16 protein-coding genes are annotated in these 16,077 nt (G+C 67.6%); 7 read left to right on the top strand and 9 right to left on the bottom strand.

The genetic code is table 11. From position 1 onward, the window contains the following. The first annotated feature begins 228 nt into the window (after positions 1 to 228). From ADL05_RS14390 to ADL05_RS14375, 4 genes are all read left to right on the top strand, one after another. Positions 229 to 1,224, top strand: a complete 996-nt coding sequence (locus ADL05_RS14390; RefSeq protein ID WP_053617468.1) for a siderophore ABC transporter substrate-binding protein — start codon at positions 229 to 231, stop codon at positions 1,222 to 1,224. 78 nt (positions 1,225 to 1,302) lie between these two features. Further along, positions 1,303 to 2,292 (top strand): ABC transporter permease, encoded by a 990-nt coding sequence (locus ADL05_RS14385; protein WP_053617467.1) that lies wholly within the window; start codon positions 1,303 to 1,305, stop codon positions 2,290 to 2,292. Between the two features lie 16 nt (positions 2,293 to 2,308). Then, positions 2,309 to 3,340, top strand: a complete 1,032-nt coding sequence (locus ADL05_RS14380; RefSeq protein WP_053617466.1) for an iron chelate uptake ABC transporter family permease subunit — start codon at positions 2,309 to 2,311, stop codon at positions 3,338 to 3,340. Continuing rightward, positions 3,337 to 4,092 (top strand): ABC transporter ATP-binding protein, encoded by a 756-nt coding sequence (locus tag ADL05_RS14375; protein ID WP_053617465.1) that lies wholly within the window; start codon positions 3,337 to 3,339, stop codon positions 4,090 to 4,092. Before ADL05_RS14380 ends, ADL05_RS14375 begins: the two co-directional genes overlap by 4 nt. On the opposite strand, the gene ADL05_RS32520 is transcribed toward ADL05_RS14375, so the two are convergent. From ADL05_RS32520 to ADL05_RS14355, 5 genes are all read right to left on the bottom strand, one after another. Next, a complete protein-coding gene (locus ADL05_RS32520; protein ID WP_394324833.1) occupies positions 4,052 to 4,246 on the bottom strand; it encodes a hypothetical protein in 195 nt (64 codons plus the stop codon). The two genes, ADL05_RS14375 and ADL05_RS32520, sit on opposite strands and share 41 nt — an antisense overlap. Before the next feature lie 122 nt (positions 4,247 to 4,368). Beyond that, a complete protein-coding gene (locus ADL05_RS14370; RefSeq protein ID WP_053617464.1) occupies positions 4,369 to 4,797 on the bottom strand; it encodes an SdpI family protein in 429 nt (142 codons plus the stop codon). 56 nt (positions 4,798 to 4,853) lie between these two features. After that, positions 4,854 to 5,276 carry a hypothetical protein gene (locus ADL05_RS14365; RefSeq protein ID WP_197285800.1) on the bottom strand — a complete coding sequence of 141 codons (423 nt, stop codon included), beginning with the start codon at positions 5,274 to 5,276 and terminating at the stop codon, positions 4,854 to 4,856. Between the two features lie 220 nt (positions 5,277 to 5,496). Further along, positions 5,497 to 6,579: a hypothetical protein gene (locus ADL05_RS30560; protein WP_053617463.1), complete on the bottom strand. Its 1,083-nt coding sequence runs from the start codon at positions 6,577 to 6,579 to the stop codon at positions 5,497 to 5,499. 39 nt (positions 6,580 to 6,618) lie between these two features. Further along, on the bottom strand, positions 6,619 to 7,662 hold the full coding sequence (locus ADL05_RS14355; protein ID WP_053617462.1) for a hypothetical protein: 1,044 nt from the start codon (positions 7,660 to 7,662) through the stop codon (positions 6,619 to 6,621). A gap of 154 nt (positions 7,663 to 7,816) precedes the next feature. On the opposite strand from ADL05_RS14355, the gene ADL05_RS14350 reads away from it, so the two are divergent. Continuing rightward, the gene (locus ADL05_RS14350) at positions 7,817 to 8,287 is read left to right on the top strand and encodes a tyrosine-type recombinase/integrase (protein WP_369800939.1); all 471 of its coding nucleotides are present in this window, start codon (positions 7,817 to 7,819) and stop codon (positions 8,285 to 8,287) included. Between the two features lie 134 nt (positions 8,288 to 8,421). Here ADL05_RS14350 and ADL05_RS14345 read toward each other — a convergent pair whose 3' ends face one another. Further along, entirely contained in the window at positions 8,422 to 10,497 is a 2,076-nt protein-coding gene (locus tag ADL05_RS14345) for a tetratricopeptide repeat protein (protein WP_197285799.1), read from the bottom strand. A gap of 767 nt (positions 10,498 to 11,264) precedes the next feature. On the opposite strand from ADL05_RS14345, the gene ADL05_RS14340 reads away from it, so the two are divergent. Next, the gene (locus ADL05_RS14340; protein WP_197285798.1) at positions 11,265 to 11,666 is read left to right on the top strand and encodes a hypothetical protein; all 402 of its coding nucleotides are present in this window, start codon (positions 11,265 to 11,267) and stop codon (positions 11,664 to 11,666) included. A gap of 414 nt (positions 11,667 to 12,080) precedes the next feature. Here the strand turns inward: ADL05_RS14340 and ADL05_RS14335 are convergent, their stop codons facing one another. The 3 genes from ADL05_RS14335 to ADL05_RS14325 form a co-directional block, all read right to left on the bottom strand. Further along, positions 12,081 to 12,836, bottom strand: coding sequence for a metal-dependent hydrolase (locus ADL05_RS14335; protein ID WP_231640750.1), 756 nt, complete (start codon positions 12,834 to 12,836; stop codon positions 12,081 to 12,083). Between the two features lie 146 nt (positions 12,837 to 12,982). Further along, positions 12,983 to 13,540, bottom strand: coding sequence for a GNAT family N-acetyltransferase (locus ADL05_RS14330; RefSeq protein WP_053617458.1), 558 nt, complete (start codon positions 13,538 to 13,540; stop codon positions 12,983 to 12,985). Positions 13,541 to 13,550: 10 nt separating this feature from the next. Next, positions 13,551 to 14,339, bottom strand: coding sequence for a hypothetical protein (locus ADL05_RS14325; RefSeq protein ID WP_156365844.1), 789 nt, complete (start codon positions 14,337 to 14,339; stop codon positions 13,551 to 13,553). A 192-nt stretch (positions 14,340 to 14,531) separates the two neighbouring features. Here ADL05_RS14325 and ADL05_RS30555 point away from each other — a divergent pair, with 192 nt between their 5' ends. Continuing rightward, positions 14,532 to 15,599, top strand: coding sequence for a hypothetical protein (locus ADL05_RS30555; protein WP_053617456.1), 1,068 nt, complete (start codon positions 14,532 to 14,534; stop codon positions 15,597 to 15,599). Positions 15,600 to 16,077: the final 478 nt, after the last annotated feature.

Genomic DNA, 16,077 nt, shown 5'->3' with positions numbered 1-16,077 from the left:
GAGCAGCAGGAGCACGCGGCCACCACGGCGGGAGTGGCACGCGAGAGCGAAGAGGTCGTGCTCGTGGGGCCGGGCTTCGGCAGTCACGGCCGCCGCCCTCACCGAGACCAGCGAAGTCGCCTCAGAACATCACAAAGTCGTCACAACACTCCAAGGCCGACCCCCATGCATCCATCGAATTACTTAGGCTAGGCTTGCCTAAGCAAAGACCTCGCTTAGGAGACCCTCATGAAGTCTGTCCCCCACCCGTTCGCGGCACTTCCCCTGACCCTGGTGTCCGCCCTGACCCTCTCCGCCTGCACCGCCGGCCAGGAGGAGACCGAAGAGGCCCCCGCTTCGAGCGCGACGGTCGAGGTCGAGGTCGAGGACAACAACGGTACACAGACGATCAACACCCCGCCCTCGTCGGTGGTCGCGCTCGACAACCGGACCTACGAGACCCTTGCGGACTGGGGCGTGGAACTGTCCGCCGGCTCCGTGTCGCTCATGCCCGACACCATCGACTACACGCAGGATGACTCGATCATCGACCTCGGCCCGCACTACGAGCCCGACCTCGAAGCAGTCGTCGCCGCGGAGCCGGACCTGATCGTCAACGGCCAGCGCTTCACCCAGTACCACGACGATCTGGCCTCGCTGGTTCCCGAGGCGGCCATCCTCGACCTGGACCCGCGTGAGGGTGAGCCCTTCGACGCCGAACTCAGGCGCCAGGTCGAGGTGCTGGGCGAGGTCTTCGGCAAGCAGGACGAGGCCGCGCAGACCGTCGCCGACTTCGACGAGGCCATCGAGCGGGTCGACGAGGCCTACGACGAGGACCAGACCGTCATGGCCGTCAACACTTCTGGCGGCGAGATCGGCTACCTGGCTCCAGGAGTGGGCCGCACTCTCGGCCCGGCCTTCGACATCTTCGGACTGACCCCGGCTCTGGAGGTCGAGGGTTCCAGTGACGACCACCAGGGTGACGACATCTCCGTCGAGGCGATCGCCGATTCCGACCCCGACTGGATCCTCGTGCTGGACCGCGACGCCGCCATCACCGCCGAGGAGGAAGGCTACGAGAGCGCCGAGAACATCCTGGCGAACACCGAGGCCCTGTCGAACGTGACCGCCGTGGCCGATGAGCAGATCGTCTACATGCCCGCCGACACCTACCTCAACGAAGGCATCCAGACCTACACGGAGTTCTTCGACTCCTTCGCCGACGCCCTTGAGGCGCGGGCTTGATCCGGTCCATCCCCGCGCGGACGGTCGCGACATGACCGCCACCGTCCGCGCGCGCCGTTCCGTGGAGGTGAGCGGATCATGACCACCGCGGCTCCGACCCCGGCCCGGCCACGGGGCGAGGGGCGTCTCCTCAGCTGGAAGCTCCTCATCGGCGTCACCGTCGTGAGCGCACTACTCGTGTTGTCCCTGTTCACCGGCGTGTACGACGTCTTCGGCGCCGATGACGGCCGCGAGATGTTCGCGATCACCCGTATCCCCCGCACGATCGCCCTCGTCCTCGCCGGTGCGTCCATGGCGATGTCCGGCCTGGTCATGCAATTGCTGACGCAGAACCGCTTCGTCGAACCGACGACCACCGGCACCACCGAGTGGGCCGGACTCGGTCTGCTCACCGTCATGATCCTGGTACCGGGCGCGAGCATCACCACCCGTATGGTCGGCGCGGTGATGGCCGCCTTCGTCGGCACGATGGTGTTCTTCCTCTTCCTGCGCCGAGTCACGCTGAAGTCCTCGCTCATCGTGCCGATCGTGGGCATCATGCTGGGCGCCGTCGTCAGCGCGGTGTCCACCTTCGTCGCGTTGCGGACCGACATGCTCCAGAACCTCGGTGTGTGGTTCGCCGGCAGTTTCACCTCGGTGTTGCGGGGACAGTACGAACTCCTGTGGATCGTGGCCCTGGTCACCGTCACGGTGTTCGTCGTGGCAGACCGGTTCACGGTCGCGGGCCTGGGCGAGGAGATCTCCACCAACGTCGGACTCAACTACGACCGCGTCATCCTGCTGGGCACCGGACTCATCGCGGTGGCGACGGGCGTGGTGACCGTGGTCGTGGGCAACCTGCCCTTCCTCGGGCTGATCGTCCCCAACGTCGTCTCGATGATGCGCGGTGACGACCTGCGCACGAACCTGCCGTGGGTGTGCCTGCTGGGCATCGGGATCGTCACCGTCTGCGACCTGATCGGCCGGACCATCATCATGCCCTTCGAGGTGCCGGTGTCCCTCATTCTCGGGATCGTCGGCGCCGCCGTGTTCATCCTTCTCCTGTTGAGGCAGCGTCGCCGTGGCTGACACGAACGTTTCCCGTGTGACCGGACCGCCGGCCGCACCGCAGCACCAGCGTTCCTCACGTCCCCTGGCCACCCCACGCGCCCGTCTTCGCTACTGGACCATCATCGCGGTGCTCTCGGTGGCCGCGGCGGTGTTCGGCGTGGGCCTGCTGGCCTGGGACAACCCGATGCCGGTGGGATCGGACGGCTTCTGGCGCATCGCCGAGATGCGCGCCACGAACCTGGTGATCATGGCCGTCGTCGCGATCTGCCAGTCCGTCGCCACCGTCAGCTTCCAGACCGTCACCAACAACCGCATCATCACCCCGTCGATCATGGGGTTCGAGGCGCTCTACACCGCCGTACAGACGACCGCCGTCTACCTCCTGGGCGTCGCCGGGATCATGGCGGTCCAAGGCGTCTCCCAGTTCCTGTTGCAGATCGCCCTCATGGTCGCCTTCGCCATGCTGCTGTACGGGTGGCTGCTGTCCGGCAGGTACGGGAACCTGCAGATCATGCTGTTGATCGGCATCATCATCGGCGGTGGTCTCGCTTCGGTCTCCGCGTTCATGCAGCGGCTGCTCACGCCCAGCGAGTTCGACGTACTGGCCGCACGGCTGTTCGGCAACATCGCCAACGCCGACGCGTCCTACCTCCCGATCGCGGTACCGCTGTGCCTGGTCGCGACCGCCCTGTTGTGGGCGCGTTCGCGTCGGCTGAACATCATGGTGCTGGGGCGTGAAGCCGGCACGGGACTGGGTCTGGACCACCGCCGCGAAACCATGCGCGTGCTGTTCCTGGTGTCGGTCCTGATGGCGGTCTCCACCGCACTCATCGGTCCGATGACCTTCCTGGGATTCCTCGTCGCGACGCTGGCCTACCAGTTCGCCGACACCCACGACCACCGGTACGTCTTTCCCGTATCAGCGCTGACCTGCTTCGTCGTACTCAGCGGCGCCTACTTCGTCATGCGGAACATCTTCCACGCAGGCGGTGTGGTCTCGATCCTCATCGAGCTCGTCGGCGGGCTGGTGTTCCTTTTCGTCATTCTCAGAAAGGGCCGACTGTGATCACCCTGAACGGTGTGCGCAAGGAGTACGGCAACGAGGTCGTGATCGGCCCCGTCGACCTGCGGATTCCCAAAGGCGGTGTGACCGCCCTGGTCGGCCCGAACGGCGCGGGCAAGTCGACGCTGCTGACGATGATCGGCCGGCTGCTCCGGCTGGACCAGGGCACCATCGACATCGCCGGTCACGACGTGGCGAAGACGGCGTCCAAGGACCTGGCCAAGGTCGTCTCGATCCTGCGCCAGGAGAACCACTTCGTCACCCGGCTCACGGTGCGCCAGCTCGTCGCTTTCGGCCGCTTCCCCCATTCCCAGGGGCGACTGACCGCGGCCGACGAGGAGACCATCAGCCGGGCCATCGACTTCCTGGACCTGACCGACCTGGAGCACCGCTACCTCGACGAGTTGTCGGGGGGACAGCGCCAGCGCGCCTACGTCGCGATGGTCCTCTGCCAGGACACCGAATACGTGCTGCTCGACGAACCTCTCAACAACCTCGACATGCGGCACTCGGTGCAGATGATGAAGCACCTGCGCCGGGCCGCGGAGGAACTGGACCGTACCATCGTGATCGTGTTGCACGACATCAACTTCGCCGGGCACTACGCCGACCACATCTGCGCGGTCAAGGACGGTTCCGTCGTCGAGTTCGGCGCACCGGACGAGATCATGACCGACGACGTGCTCACGCGGGTCTTCGAGACCCCGGTGACCGTCATGGAGGGACCGAACGGCCCGCTCGCGGTCTACTACTGACCGGCGAGGTGTTGTGCGCCCCGAAGCCGACGTCGCGCCGGAGTTCAGTGCCGGGTGGGCCTACCCGGCCGATGACCTGTCCGCGCGCGGTGTGGGTGACAGGCATGGCTCTGCCTCCGACCGAGTCACCGACATCGCCCTTGGAGACGGTCATCCTCACCCCAAGGGGACGACCTTGATGACGAGTTGTCGGGCCCGGAAACGGACACGGCCGCCATCCTGCACACCTGCACCGGCCCTCCCCCTCCAACAGGGACAGAGGTCCTGAGAGACCCGTCATGCCCCCTCGGCGTCGGACCGGCTCCGGTCGGCGGCCCGGGCGGTCCTGTGCGCCCGCCACGAGCCGGTGAGGAGCAGTGCGATGCCGATCGCCATCGGCGCCAGCAGCGCGACCATCTGGAGGTCCGGCCCCGGGGCCAGGGGCACGAGGGGCAGGGAAGTGGCCATGACCACCCCGGAGGCCATCGTCCAGGGGGCGGAGAGCCGGTGGACGATGTACCAGGCCCTGTCGTCACCCAGGGTGTAGGCGGTCCGGATGCCGAAGACGACGTTGGGGCTGATCCGGCCGCGTGCGCCCAGATAGGCCCCGGAGCACAGGGCCGCCACCATGGCGACCACCGACGCCAGGAGCAGGTACAGCGGCCAGCCGGTCAGCGGCGGGTCCGATGATGCCAGGACCGTGCCGTGGACGGAGGTGATGAGCACTGGGGCGACCCCTCTCCTGTTCTTCGGGTTTCGCGTGCATCGGGCCCGCGGGTCTTCTAGTCGGCGGATACGGGCTCGGGATCCGGGACGGGCTCACGAGCGGCGCCGGCGCCCGCCTGGGCCGTCGTCGCCTCCTTCACGTCGGTCTCACCTTCGGTCCTCCTGCTCCTCCTCCTGCTCATCCTTCCGGTCAGGACCTCCGTGAGGGGGTCACCCGGGCGCAGCAGGTAGAGCATGAGGGCGCCGAACATGATGGTGGAGAAGCCCGGCAGCCCCATGAGCACGGCAATGCCCAGGTGGAGGGCGACACCCAGGCCGAGCCCGAGCCGCCGCAGCATCGGTCCGGCGAACAGACAACAGGCGAGGAAGAACTCCAGGGCCAGCGTCCCCCAGGTCAGGGACGCGACCACGACGCCGTGCGACAGCAGCCACGACATCGGCGCGTACAGGGGCTCGGGGACCGCGAAGGTGGGGAACATGGTCCAGTGCCAGCGGCGCCACGTCGTGCTCCAAGGGATGGGATTCTCGAAGGGGCCGTGGTGCGACGAACCAGTGGAACCGGTCCGTCTCGGTGAGGGCATCCACCACACGGTCCAGGTCCTCGGGCCCGCAGTCCGCCACGTCCTTCACCGGGCATCGGCCATGACCGAGATCCGGCTTCTCCTCGGTCTGAGCCGCGGGGTCCGATCGGAGAACAGGTCAGGAATAGCCGGGGAACCACTCCCTGGCCAGGCGTTCCCGGTCGCCATCCTCCTCCCACCGGAGGGCATTCACCAGGACCAGCATCTCGTAGGCCGCCATCGACGTGTTCTTCGCGTAGATAGTGACGACCTCCCCCGACAACAGCTGCACGTAGGCGGTGCCTCTGCCGCTCGCCAAGGCCGATGTCCTCCAGTGGAGCACCACGCGTTCGCCGTTCGCGTTCTGGCGTTCGGTGCACTCGTACTCGGGGTCCAGCGCGATGCATCCCCACAGGAGCGGATCCCCGTGAAGTAGCTGAGAGCGGAAGGACATCCCGGCCCCCATGTCCTCCAGGCTGTTCCACGTGGTGACGTCGACCGTGTCCCGATAACCTCGATCCGTTCGCACGTCCTTCTCGTGATAGCGGATCTCGTACCCGCGAACGCGCGCCCCTTCGGAGTTCGGCCGGCCGACCACCCAGGCGACCTCCCACCCGTCCGCGTCGAGCACGACCAGGTCGGCGTCGATGCCGTGGAGCCACTCCAGCTTCCGTTCCGTGTCCCTGTCCCGTTCCCAGCTCTCAATGGCCGGTCCCACGTTCGGCGCTGTGCCGACACCGGCGACGAGCACGAGGACGATGAGCACCGCCCCGAGCCTGCGGTGGGCGGCCAGAGCGAGCGAGGCGGCGACGGCCATCACCGCCGACCACACGAGGTGTTCCACCAGTTCCATGCGTGGCAGGACGGACCAGAAGAACGTGTACTGCACGACCGTGTAGACGTGCGGGACCGCGGCCGCCAGCGTGAGGAGACCCGCCTTGAGGACGGGACGCCGCACTGTGTGGGCGGAGATGCCAGACGATGGTGAGTGGGGCGGGGGCGGAAGTTCGAAGAAATCCAGGTGAATGCCGAACAACAAGGTCCCGAGAACGCCCGCTCCGGCTATGAGGGCGAGGACGATCACCGCTGGAATGACGGGGGGCCCGCTGTCTCGGTTCGAGAGCAGGAAGAGGGGGGAGAAGAGCGCCACGGACATCGCGCTCGTGTACAGCAGGGAGTGGCCGAGCAGGGCGAGCCGGCGTCTGATCGACGAGGGGTTCACGGTGACGAGTCGCTCCAGTCAGGGCGGTCGGATCCGGTGTCAGGGGCGGTGGTGGCCCCATTCGTCGGCCAGGTGTTCCCGGTCGCCGTCCTCCTCCCAGCGGAGGGCCTCGACGAGTTCCAGCAGGTCATCGGTGTCCGCTCCCGTCCTGGCGTAGACGTTGACGAGTTCCCCCGAGCCCAACTCCACGTCGACGTCGCACTTGCGGATCCCCGGATCCCAGGGTCGGCACCGGATGACCACGCGTTCCCCACGGGAGTTGGTGTGTTCGCTGCACTCGTAGGCGAACGCCCGACTGTCGCACACGGCCCAGAGCGGGTCCTCCGCGTCCCCCCAGTGCCTCACCACGGCCATGTCGGCCACGCTGTTCCAGGTGGTGACCTCGGCGATGCGCGGATAGAGGTCGGAGATCCCTTCGTCCGGCCAGTAGACGATCATGTACCCGCGGATCGGCTCCCTGGGCCGTTCCCGTTCTGCGGGGTAGGGCCGTGCGATCACACCGGTGGGCCGCCACTGCTGCGAGTCGAGGACGACGAGGTCGGTATCGATCGCCTGGAGCCACTCCAGCCTGCGCTCCCTCTCCTCGCGCTCCTCCCGCAGCTCGACGACCCACGCCATGCTCGGCCTGGCACCCACCCCGGCCGTGAGCACGAGGACGAGCAGGACCACGGCGTACCGGCGGCGCACGACCACCACGAGCACGGCGGTGACGGCCAGCACCGCCGTCAAGGCGAGCACGTCCCCGGCCGTGGGGAGCGGCCCGAGGGACTGGGCCAGCACGTCCTCGACCGTGGGGGCCGGCCAGTTGAACCGGAAGTACGCGTGGGCCAGCAACGCATGGAGGCTCGGGGCGACGGCCGCCACCGAGAGCAGCCCGGCGCTGAGGTAGGGCCTGCCGATGCCGCGGGAAACCAGGTACCCACCGAACCGCGCGGTCCCGAACCAGGCCGCCGCGGCCATGGCGAAGAGGAAGAACGTGATGCCGGTGAGCCCGGGAGCGGCGCGCCCCGTCGTCGACGGCAGGCTGAGGGCCACCGGCAGCACGGCCGCCGCGGCCGTGTACAGGAATCCGGCGCCGAACAAGGCGGCCCTGTGGGATGTGGTGGGCGGAGCGGACGGTGATCCCGAAACGTCCGGGCCGGGTGGGAACTGGGGAGCCATGGCATGTCCGTTCGTCAAGGCGGTCCCTTGTGGGATGCGCTTTCCAAACGGACGGTTCCACTCTCGGCAGTACGACGTGCGGCAGCGCCAGGTCGTCTCCGGCAGTCCAGGTCCCAAGAGCGCGGCCGGGCAGCGCACCATCACTCTCGACCAGGACACGGTCGAGGTGTTGCGGGCGTGGAAGGGGTTCCAGAACGAGGAGCGCCTCAAAGCAGGCACGAGCTGGACGGATACGGGGTTGGCGTTCACCCGCAAGGACGGTTTGGGGTGGCATCCGGCACAGGCCAGTGACTGGTTCCTGCGGATCTCGCGGGCGGCGGGGCTGCCGCCGATCACGCTGCACGGGCTGCGCCACCGGGCCGCCTCGCTGGCGCTGGCCGCGGGGTCGGACGTCAAGGTGGTCTCGAACGAGCTCGGGCACGCGACCGTCCATTTCACCCAGGACACCTACCAGGCGGTGTTCCCGGATCTGGCGAAAGCGGCGGCCGAGGCGACCGCGTCGCTGCTGCGCGGCGGGCCGGTTCGGGCGGAGGCTCCGGTGCCGTAGCTGGAGTGGGGAGTACACCAGGAGCGAGAGAGCGGCTCTCACCCCAGGCCAGAGCACGGGTTCACCCCGGCTGGCCTGGGGTTTCGTCATGCCCGAGGGTGATATCCGATCAGATCGAAGGTCCCCTGGTCAGGTCACCGCTCAGGCAGTTCGTCCTGCCAGCGTTGCAGGACCTGCTCGCTGTGCTGTGTGTCGGGGTGGCCGGGTCCGAGCACCCGTATCTCATCGTGCACAAGGGCGGTGAGAAGCTCAACGGCTCGGACGGCGTCGCCGGACTTGTAGGTCTGCCAGGCGAGGTTGTGGCGGGTGGTGAGGGTGTGGGGGTGGTCGGGGCCCAGGACGCGCAGCCGCGCGGTGAGGAGGTCTTCATAGGCGGTGACGGCTTCGGCGGGGTTTCCGGATTCGCCCCGCCAGTGGGCGAGGTTGTGGCGGGTGGTGAGGGTGTCGGGGTGGTCGGGACCCAGGACGCGCAGGTTGTCGGTGAGGAGGTCTTCATAGGCGGTGACGGCTGCCGCTAGGTCCCCGGTTTCGCCCCGCCAAGCGGCGAGGCGGCCTCGGGTGGTGAGGGTGTCGGGGTGGTCGGGGCCCAGGACGCGCAGCCGGTCGGTGAGGAGGTTCTCGTAGGCGGAAATGGCTCCGGACAGGTCCCCGGCTTCGCCCCGCCAGTAGGCGAGGCCGGCACGGGTGATGAGAGTGTCGGAGTGGTCGGGGCCCAGACGCCGCTGGGCTGTCTCAGTCATGTACTGCCAGTAGGCCACGGCCTCACCCACGCGACCAGCCTCACCCAGACTTCTACCCGCGCGGAACAGAAGCGTGTGCCCGTCGGGTTCCCACAGCCAGTCCTCGCTGGTTCGTCCCTCCACCTCCTGATGGCTGCGCAGGATGGCGGTATTGCTGCGAAGGTGCTGGGCCAGGGCGGTGTCCCGTTCGACCTCGGGCCACACCTGGGTGAGCGCCTCCGCCAGAGTGTGTATACCGCGCGGGGTAGGTCTCGTGGCGGTGTGTTCACGGGTGGCGCGCTGCACCAGATGGTGGGCGCCCACCGACACCTGTCCGGGTGCGTCCCCGTCCGCGGTCGTGGGCGGGTTGGTGCGGGTGATCAGGTTCAACCGGACCAGATTCGCCAGGGCGGTACGGGCCTGGTGCGGGGTGAGCGCGGCCGCGGTGGCCGCTGTTCCGGTGCGGTGGTCGGTCAGGTATTCCAGGACCGGTGAGGTGGTGAGCAGCCGTTCGGGGATGCCGGTTCCCTCCAGGAGGGCGATGAGCCCCATCAGAGGCCGGGCCGTACCCCGGGGCTGGAAGGTGTCGGCCTGGGTGAGGGACAGCTCCCAGGTGGCGGCGAGCGGGGTGGGGAGTTCCCAGTCGGGGAACACCTGGTCCAGGGTGTTCATCCGGTCGTGGAACACCTGGAGATAGTGGTCACAGCTCAGGCCGAGTTCGGCCATGTAGGTGACCGCCTGTCCTAACGCTAGGGGAAGGTACGCCAGGTCGTGGGCGAGGGCGTCCAGTTGCCTGGTGGTGTGGGCGATCCTCCCGGCCGCGTCCAAGGCTTCGGTGAGAAAGGCACGGGCTTCATGGGGGGTGTAGACGTCAACCTCGAGCAGGTGGCGCCCCTGGACGGTGAGGGAGTGGTCGCGTCGCCGTGTGGTGACCAGGACCCGGCCGTGGGGCTGGTCGTGCGGGGGCCACAGATCGTGTAACGCCGCGGGGTCGGTGAGGTCGTCCCACACGATGAGCCATCGGCGATTCTGATGCTTGTGGGGGTCGCCGAGCCAGGCAAGGAGAAGCCGTGCGGCATCTTCCGGGTCGTCCGGAGCGGTGGTGAACAGATGCTGTGCGGCTTGAGCGTAGGCATAGGTGACCTGCTCGCGGGTGGAGGCGTCGGCCCACACCAGTATGTCGACGCGTTGGTCGGGGTCGGTCATGCGAGTGCGGGTGTGGTGGGCGGCGAGCTGGGTTTTGCCGACCCCGCCGGCCCCGGAGAGGACCTGCCGCGGGGCGACGGTTCCGAAGCTGCGCAGTGCTTGATCGAGTTGGTCGGCGATGCCCCGGTGTTGGTAGTGGGCCGCTTCCTCGGGGACGTTTCCCACACGAACCGGCCAGTCCACCTGATGGCGTGGAAGGTGGTTGTGCTGTTCGTTGATGAACGTCCCGTTGAAGCGGTGGAAGTCGTTGTGGTCGCGCCCGGCGGAGGAGTGCTTCAGGGTCATGTCACGGCTCTGGAGGACGGTGCTATCGGAGATGTCTCCGTCCACGGTGTTGACGACGCTACCCTGCTCTGTCCTCGCCCTTTTCATGTGACCGATTGTGGCGTGCGAACCCCCTGTCAGGTAAGGGGTCTCGGCTGAATTGGGTGGATACGGCCGGTGAGGCAGTAGCCGGTCCTGGGGCGCAACGTGTCCGCACGACGGTGTCGGGGCGGCTGTGGGGCTCTGGCGGGCACCCTGGGCGCTCGCCGCTGGGGCCACGGGATGGCAAAGTGCTCCGCGAGGTTCTCGTTCACCTGTACTGGACCTTGCACCGGGGGGCACACGGGGAGCATTTCAGGCCCCTCAGACGGGCCTCGCGCCTCGTCTGTTCGACTCGTGCACCCGGCTTGACCTGGGGCTTTGCGGCGCACCCGGCAGGATTCGAACCTGCGGCCATCGGATGAGAAGTTCGCTGGTTACGTAACGTGGCGTGTCACTACGTACCGTTTCATGCCACCCCATCCGATCCGTCGTGCCGTTTGGTGCCGTGTGACGCCGCCCTGTGTCGTGTCAGTACGGAACTGCGGAGCATAAACGGAGCACAAACGGACGGTGGGTGGCGTCCGATGGCACCTCGCGAGGTTCTCGCCAACTACGAATCGCCCTCTGGCGTGGCCGGTCTACAGGTCGCCCTGTTGCTGTTCACCGGGGGCTGTCCGTGTTCGTTCACACGTCGACTTGATGTTTCGGGTATTGGCCCGTGCTCGCCGTCTAGAGTCTTGATTGTGGTGTACGTGCTGAACTCGCTCCTGGGCCGTCTCGTCGGTTGCCGACTGTACTCGGTGCAGTTTGTGATGGACTACGTCCAGTTGTGGTTCGACAGCGAAGCGTCTAGCGACACGCCCTCGCTCACCTGTGACATTCTGCCCCACGTAACCCTGGGTGGCCGACGGTTCGCTCCTGCAGAGCCCGGCTGGGCGGAGGCGCTGCGCACTCTCATCGGCCAGAACGTGATCGCCACGCAGGAGAGGGCCGGCATTGGACTCAAGCTCGACTTCTCCAGAGGCGCGGTCCAACTTCATCCGACCGAGGCCGAACTCGACGGCCCGGAGATCGCGATGCTCAGCGGCTTTGACGATCGCAGTTTGATGGTGTGGCGGCCGGGTGAAGAAGTGTTCGAGGACCTGTAGCGAGGGCGTTAACTGCTTGCACCCTGTCTTGGGCCGGAAGTCATGAGGTTCTGGTGTGTGTTGGGATCGCCTCCCGTCACTCGTCAGCGTTGCGCTCAGCCCATGACTGGGTGGGGGCCGACATGGCAGGGCCTCTCCGGTGAGGACCTCGATCCGCCCGAACGGCTGACCCTGCAGCGGCGACGTGCCCTTCTGGTCAGTCGGCGAGCATCGCCAGCAGCAGCACGCCGCAGAAGATGAAGAACGCTGTTGAGGGCCACGAGGAGAACTGCCCTTTGAAGTTGCGCGCGGTCACGTCGCCTCCGAGCTCTGAGAGGGTGGAGAAGGAACGTCAACTGAGTATCACCGGCCGATGACATTCCGCAGCGTTTGGCCACAACAGGCCGCCACTGGAACGGAACCCGGTGTGCTGTCTCATCCCACCGTCGGTGGAGGCGAACTCAGCACCAGCATCAACGGCAGGCCCGCCAGCGACGCCCACCGGATTCCGTCCTCGACCCTGCTCTTGCCCGTGTGGAACGCCACCGGCGACCTGAACATCCACCACCTCTTGCCGCGCACCACGAACGGCCAGGCCAGCGGCACCCCCGACCGGGTCAGCCAGTCACCCAGAACGTGTGTCAGCGCGCCGACGGAGACCGTCACCCCGATCAACCACGGCGCAGGCCCGCCACCCTCAGCGAACATCGCACCAGCCGCGATGACGACCGCTATCACCGACGCCGCGATTCTTCGCTTCCTCAGCGGCCCCCACTTCTTCAAGGACCGTGCGACCGTCCCCAAGCCCAGCGCGGCCGTCGCGAACACCACCAGCCCGGTGCCCAGCGGCGCGATCGCCGCTACCGCCAACGCCGCCAGGCCGAAGGCCGCGCACGCGGGGATCGTGTGTGTCAGGTACCGATGGGCCCCGTCTTTGGCTGCGGCCAGCTCCGTTTCCGTGGCTGTGCGTTGGTACACGTGCCGCGAGGCCTCCCGCAGCTTCTCCGACACCTTCTCCGTCACCAGGCCCAGCGACCGGCCCACGGTGCTGCCCGGCTCGTCCAGATCGGGAAGCAGCGCGGCACCCGCCCCGACCGCGGCGCACAACAGGACGTCCGCGGGATCGGAACCGCACAGCACACCGGTGGCCGCACCTGCGAGGACACCGGTCGCGGCATGCGATGAACCCATCATCAGTACCTCCGGGCGGCAAAGGGGGAGGGCGTCCTCACGGTCTCTCGGACAGAGGTGTCCTGCACCGCTGGTGACGGAGGCTCTGGTACGCGCCGGGGTTCAATCGGGCCGTTCTGAGGGTGACCCGGACTCCTGGATGGAACCTATGGCTTGTGCGCCGGTGAGTCGGGCACCCACTCATCGTCCAGGACCGAGTGCACGATGGAGTCGCGCCAGGCGTCGCGGGTCCAGAGGTGACGGCGGATCCGTCCTTCCTCCACCATCCCGGCCCTGAGCATGACGCGCTCGGATGCCCGGTTCTGCGGGGAGCGGGCACCCCACATCCGCTTGAGTCCCAGCTCCTGGAAGCCGAACCGGAGAAGGAGCCCGACGAGCTCGCTGCCCAACCCCTGCCCCCACAGGTCGGGCCGGAGTGCGAACCCGATCTGTGCGCTGTGGGGCCGCTCGTCCACGGCCAGACGCGCGGCACCGACGAGGTGATCCCCTCGTGCGACACCGAGCATGTAGACGCCCCTGTTCTCGCGCTGGGCGTCGGCGACCGCAGCGTCGATGATGGAGGCGCACTGCTCCTTCGTGCGTGGCGTGAAGGACAGGTGCCGAACGGCCTCCGCGTCGCCGTAGACCTGGAGCAGGCCGTCGACGTCGTTGAGCCTCAGCTCCCGGAGGGTGAGCCTGGAACTGGAGAGTTCGACTGGGTGCATGTCCGGCAGGCTAGCGGCCCGTTGTCAGCGCTGAGGCGAGGGTCTGGCTGTAGGACTCGATCTCCTGGCGGAGCCGGGCGACCGCCCTGCTTCCCGTGTAGTCCGGGCCGCGCAGGGCACCGTGTACGCGCATGACGCCGTTCACCACTCCGGCCACACGCTTGGTGGCGGGCAGATCCAGGACCGGCTCGAGGGCTTGGGTGGCACCTTCGATCTCTCCCAGTGACACTCGGGAGTAGCTGAGGTCGGCGCGGGCTCCGGCCTCGTCCTGGTAGGCCCAGTCATCGGACCCCTCGGCGGCCGCGGCTTCGTAGAGGGTCACGGCCTCCAGGGCGACCTGCTGGGCCTGTTCCTCACGCCCGGGGATCCAGATCTGCGTCTCGGCTCCGTAGTAGAGCTGGCGGCAGTGCGCGAAGCGCATCAGACCACCGAGGTCGTCCAGGTCGTCCGGGCTCAGCCTTTCGCGCAGGGCCGCGGCTTGCTGGAGGTCGTCGAGCGCGCGTTCTCCGTCGCCCAGGGACGCCCACGTACGGGCGCTCTGGGACATGAGCCATATGGCGGCCGTGCCGGTGTGTTCGGTCGCCAGATCACGTGCCAGTCCCGCGTACCGGGCGGCTTCCGTCGGCCACCCTGCCCAGTAGGCCATCAGGCTCTGCTGGGCACGCACCCGGACACGCAGTCCGTTGTGGTCCGCGTTGTCGGCGCAGATGAACGCGGTCCGAGCCTGCTTCATCGCGGCGTGCGGGTCACCGAGGTCATGACTCGCCTTGGCCAGCATCATGCTCAACAGCCCGCTCAACGTTCATGGGGTGTGGGCTGGTGTGTGCAGGAGACCCCCTGCACACACCGCGCCAACGCGAGCAGGGAAGGCTCGGTCACGGCGAGCACGGCCCGGTCGAGGCCGCTCGACTGCTGGAGTTCTGTTGGGCGGACGATCGTCGTCTCGGGGTGCTAGCTTGCGCGGAACCTGGCGACGACGAGTGGAGGTCCTGTGACAGACACGTTCTCCCCTATCCCCGAACTCAATCTCCTCAAGGAGTTCTACGACACCCAGGACGACTACTTGGCCCCGGGCTTCGAGATGTACGACTACGGCGCGGAGTACGACCAGGACCCGCCGGAGCTGGCCGAGCGACTGGTCTACTTCGCACAGGCCAACGGCAGTGGGTCGTTGTACGGCTTCTGGCGCAGGGACGACCGCGAGGACGTGGCGACCCAACCCGTCGTCGCCGTGGGCGACGAGGGTGGCATCCATCTCGTCGCCCGGGACTTCCGGGAGTTCCTCCGTCTGCTCGCCTCCTTGCCCCCTGACTGCGAGCCGGACATCGACTGGAACGGCTTCGGTGTCCGCGCACTCTTCGACCCTGAGGACGATGACTACGAGCCGCTGGACAACAAGCCTTTCCTTACCTGGCTGGACCGGACATGCGGCATCACGCCCGCCGACGAGTGGGAGACCGTCGTCGACGACGCCGAGGCGAAGCTGGGCAGGGAGTGGGGGGCCTGGATCCACCCGATCGTGCCGGACGCGGTCTGGTCACCGGTCCACGAGCTGAACCTCCTCAACCGGTTGAACGGTGCGACCTTCGGCGCGCTCGCCAACGGCTTCTGGCTGGTTGAGGAATACGGCGAGGGCACGCTGGCGATTGAGCAGAATGGCGAACGCAAACGGTTGGGATTTCCTGTCCTCGCCGCCGACCTGGAGCCGTTCGCCACCAATGACAGCGACACGTTCTTCGCCCTGTGGCGGCTCGATGGCCGCGCCGACCCTGCCAGCCTGCCCGTCGTGGCGGTGGGGAAGGAAGCGGACGCGCACGTCGTCGCCCGTGACGTCCCGGAGTTCCTCACCCTGGTCGCGGGCCTCACCGACACCGAGATTCGGTGTGATGGGGACGGGGTGGGCCTGCGTGTGTGCGAACTGGCTGACAAGCGTGCGGAGTTCCTCTCCTGGTTGGAGGAGACCTGCGGTCTGCGCCCTGCCGCCGACCCGGCCGCCGTCATCGAGACCGCTCAGGCCGAACTGGGCGAACGGCTGGTACTCGCGCTGGCCCGAGACTGACTCTCGCCTGTGTCGGCTGCGATCGGTGTGGCGCGGCAGGCCGTTTCTGCGCCCGAGGCGGCGAAAGCCGAACATCGTTGCAGTTGTCTGGTAGTAGCAGCTCGACCGTGCCAACTACCCGGGTGTCGGCGTCAATGACGCCTTGGTGGGGGGAGTCACGGTCGTTCTTGGACAGCGCAGCGATGGTGTGTTCCCGTGGGCGGCTGACACGCCCAGGTGGCCCCTGGGGCAGGGGCCGGGGGTGTGGGGGGATGCGGCGGTACAGGGCCGTGTTCGCTCCCTGATGGGCGGACGCGGGGCATCCCGCCCTTGGGCTCGCAGGGTCACTGGGCGGCAAAATGCTCCGCGAGGTGCTCGTCCACCTGTACTGGACCTTGTACTGGGGTATCTCAATGGCCGTGTCAAGTCGCTGAGGCAACGGGATGGGCGTAATGGCGCCCATCCCGCAACATCGCCCACAGCACGTTGATCCGCTGCC

It is taken from the genome of Nocardiopsis sp. NRRL B-16309 (assembly GCF_001279585.1).
Classification (GTDB): domain Bacteria; phylum Actinomycetota; class Actinomycetes; order Streptosporangiales; family Streptosporangiaceae; genus Nocardiopsis.
Note: the sequence above shows the minus strand (reverse complement) of the source record. Positions and strands in the feature narration are given on the sequence as shown.

Bases quoted from the DNA above. Each gene is read 5' to 3' on its own strand.
- ADL05_RS14390 (WP_053617468.1), top strand. From the start codon at position 229: ATGAAGTCTGTCCCCCACCCGTTCGCGGCACTTCCCCTGACCCTGGTG.
- ADL05_RS14385 (WP_053617467.1), top strand. From the start codon at position 1,303: ATGACCACCGCGGCTCCGACCCCGGCCCGGCCACGGGGCGAGGGGCGT.
- ADL05_RS32520 (WP_394324833.1), bottom strand. From the start codon at position 4,246: ATGACCGTCTCCAAGGGCGATGTCGGTGACTCGGTCGGAGGCAGAGCC.
- ADL05_RS14365 (WP_197285800.1), bottom strand. From the start codon at position 5,276: ATGTTCCCCACCTTCGCGGTCCCCGAGCCCCTGTACGCGCCGATGTCG.
- ADL05_RS14345 (WP_197285799.1), bottom strand. From the start codon at position 10,497: ATGACCCTGAAGCACTCCTCCGCCGGGCGCGACCACAACGACTTCCAC.
- ADL05_RS14335 (WP_231640750.1), bottom strand. From the start codon at position 12,836: ATGGGTTCATCGCATGCCGCGACCGGTGTCCTCGCAGGTGCGGCCACC.
- ADL05_RS14330 (WP_053617458.1), bottom strand. From the start codon at position 13,540: ATGCACCCAGTCGAACTCTCCAGTTCCAGGCTCACCCTCCGGGAGCTG.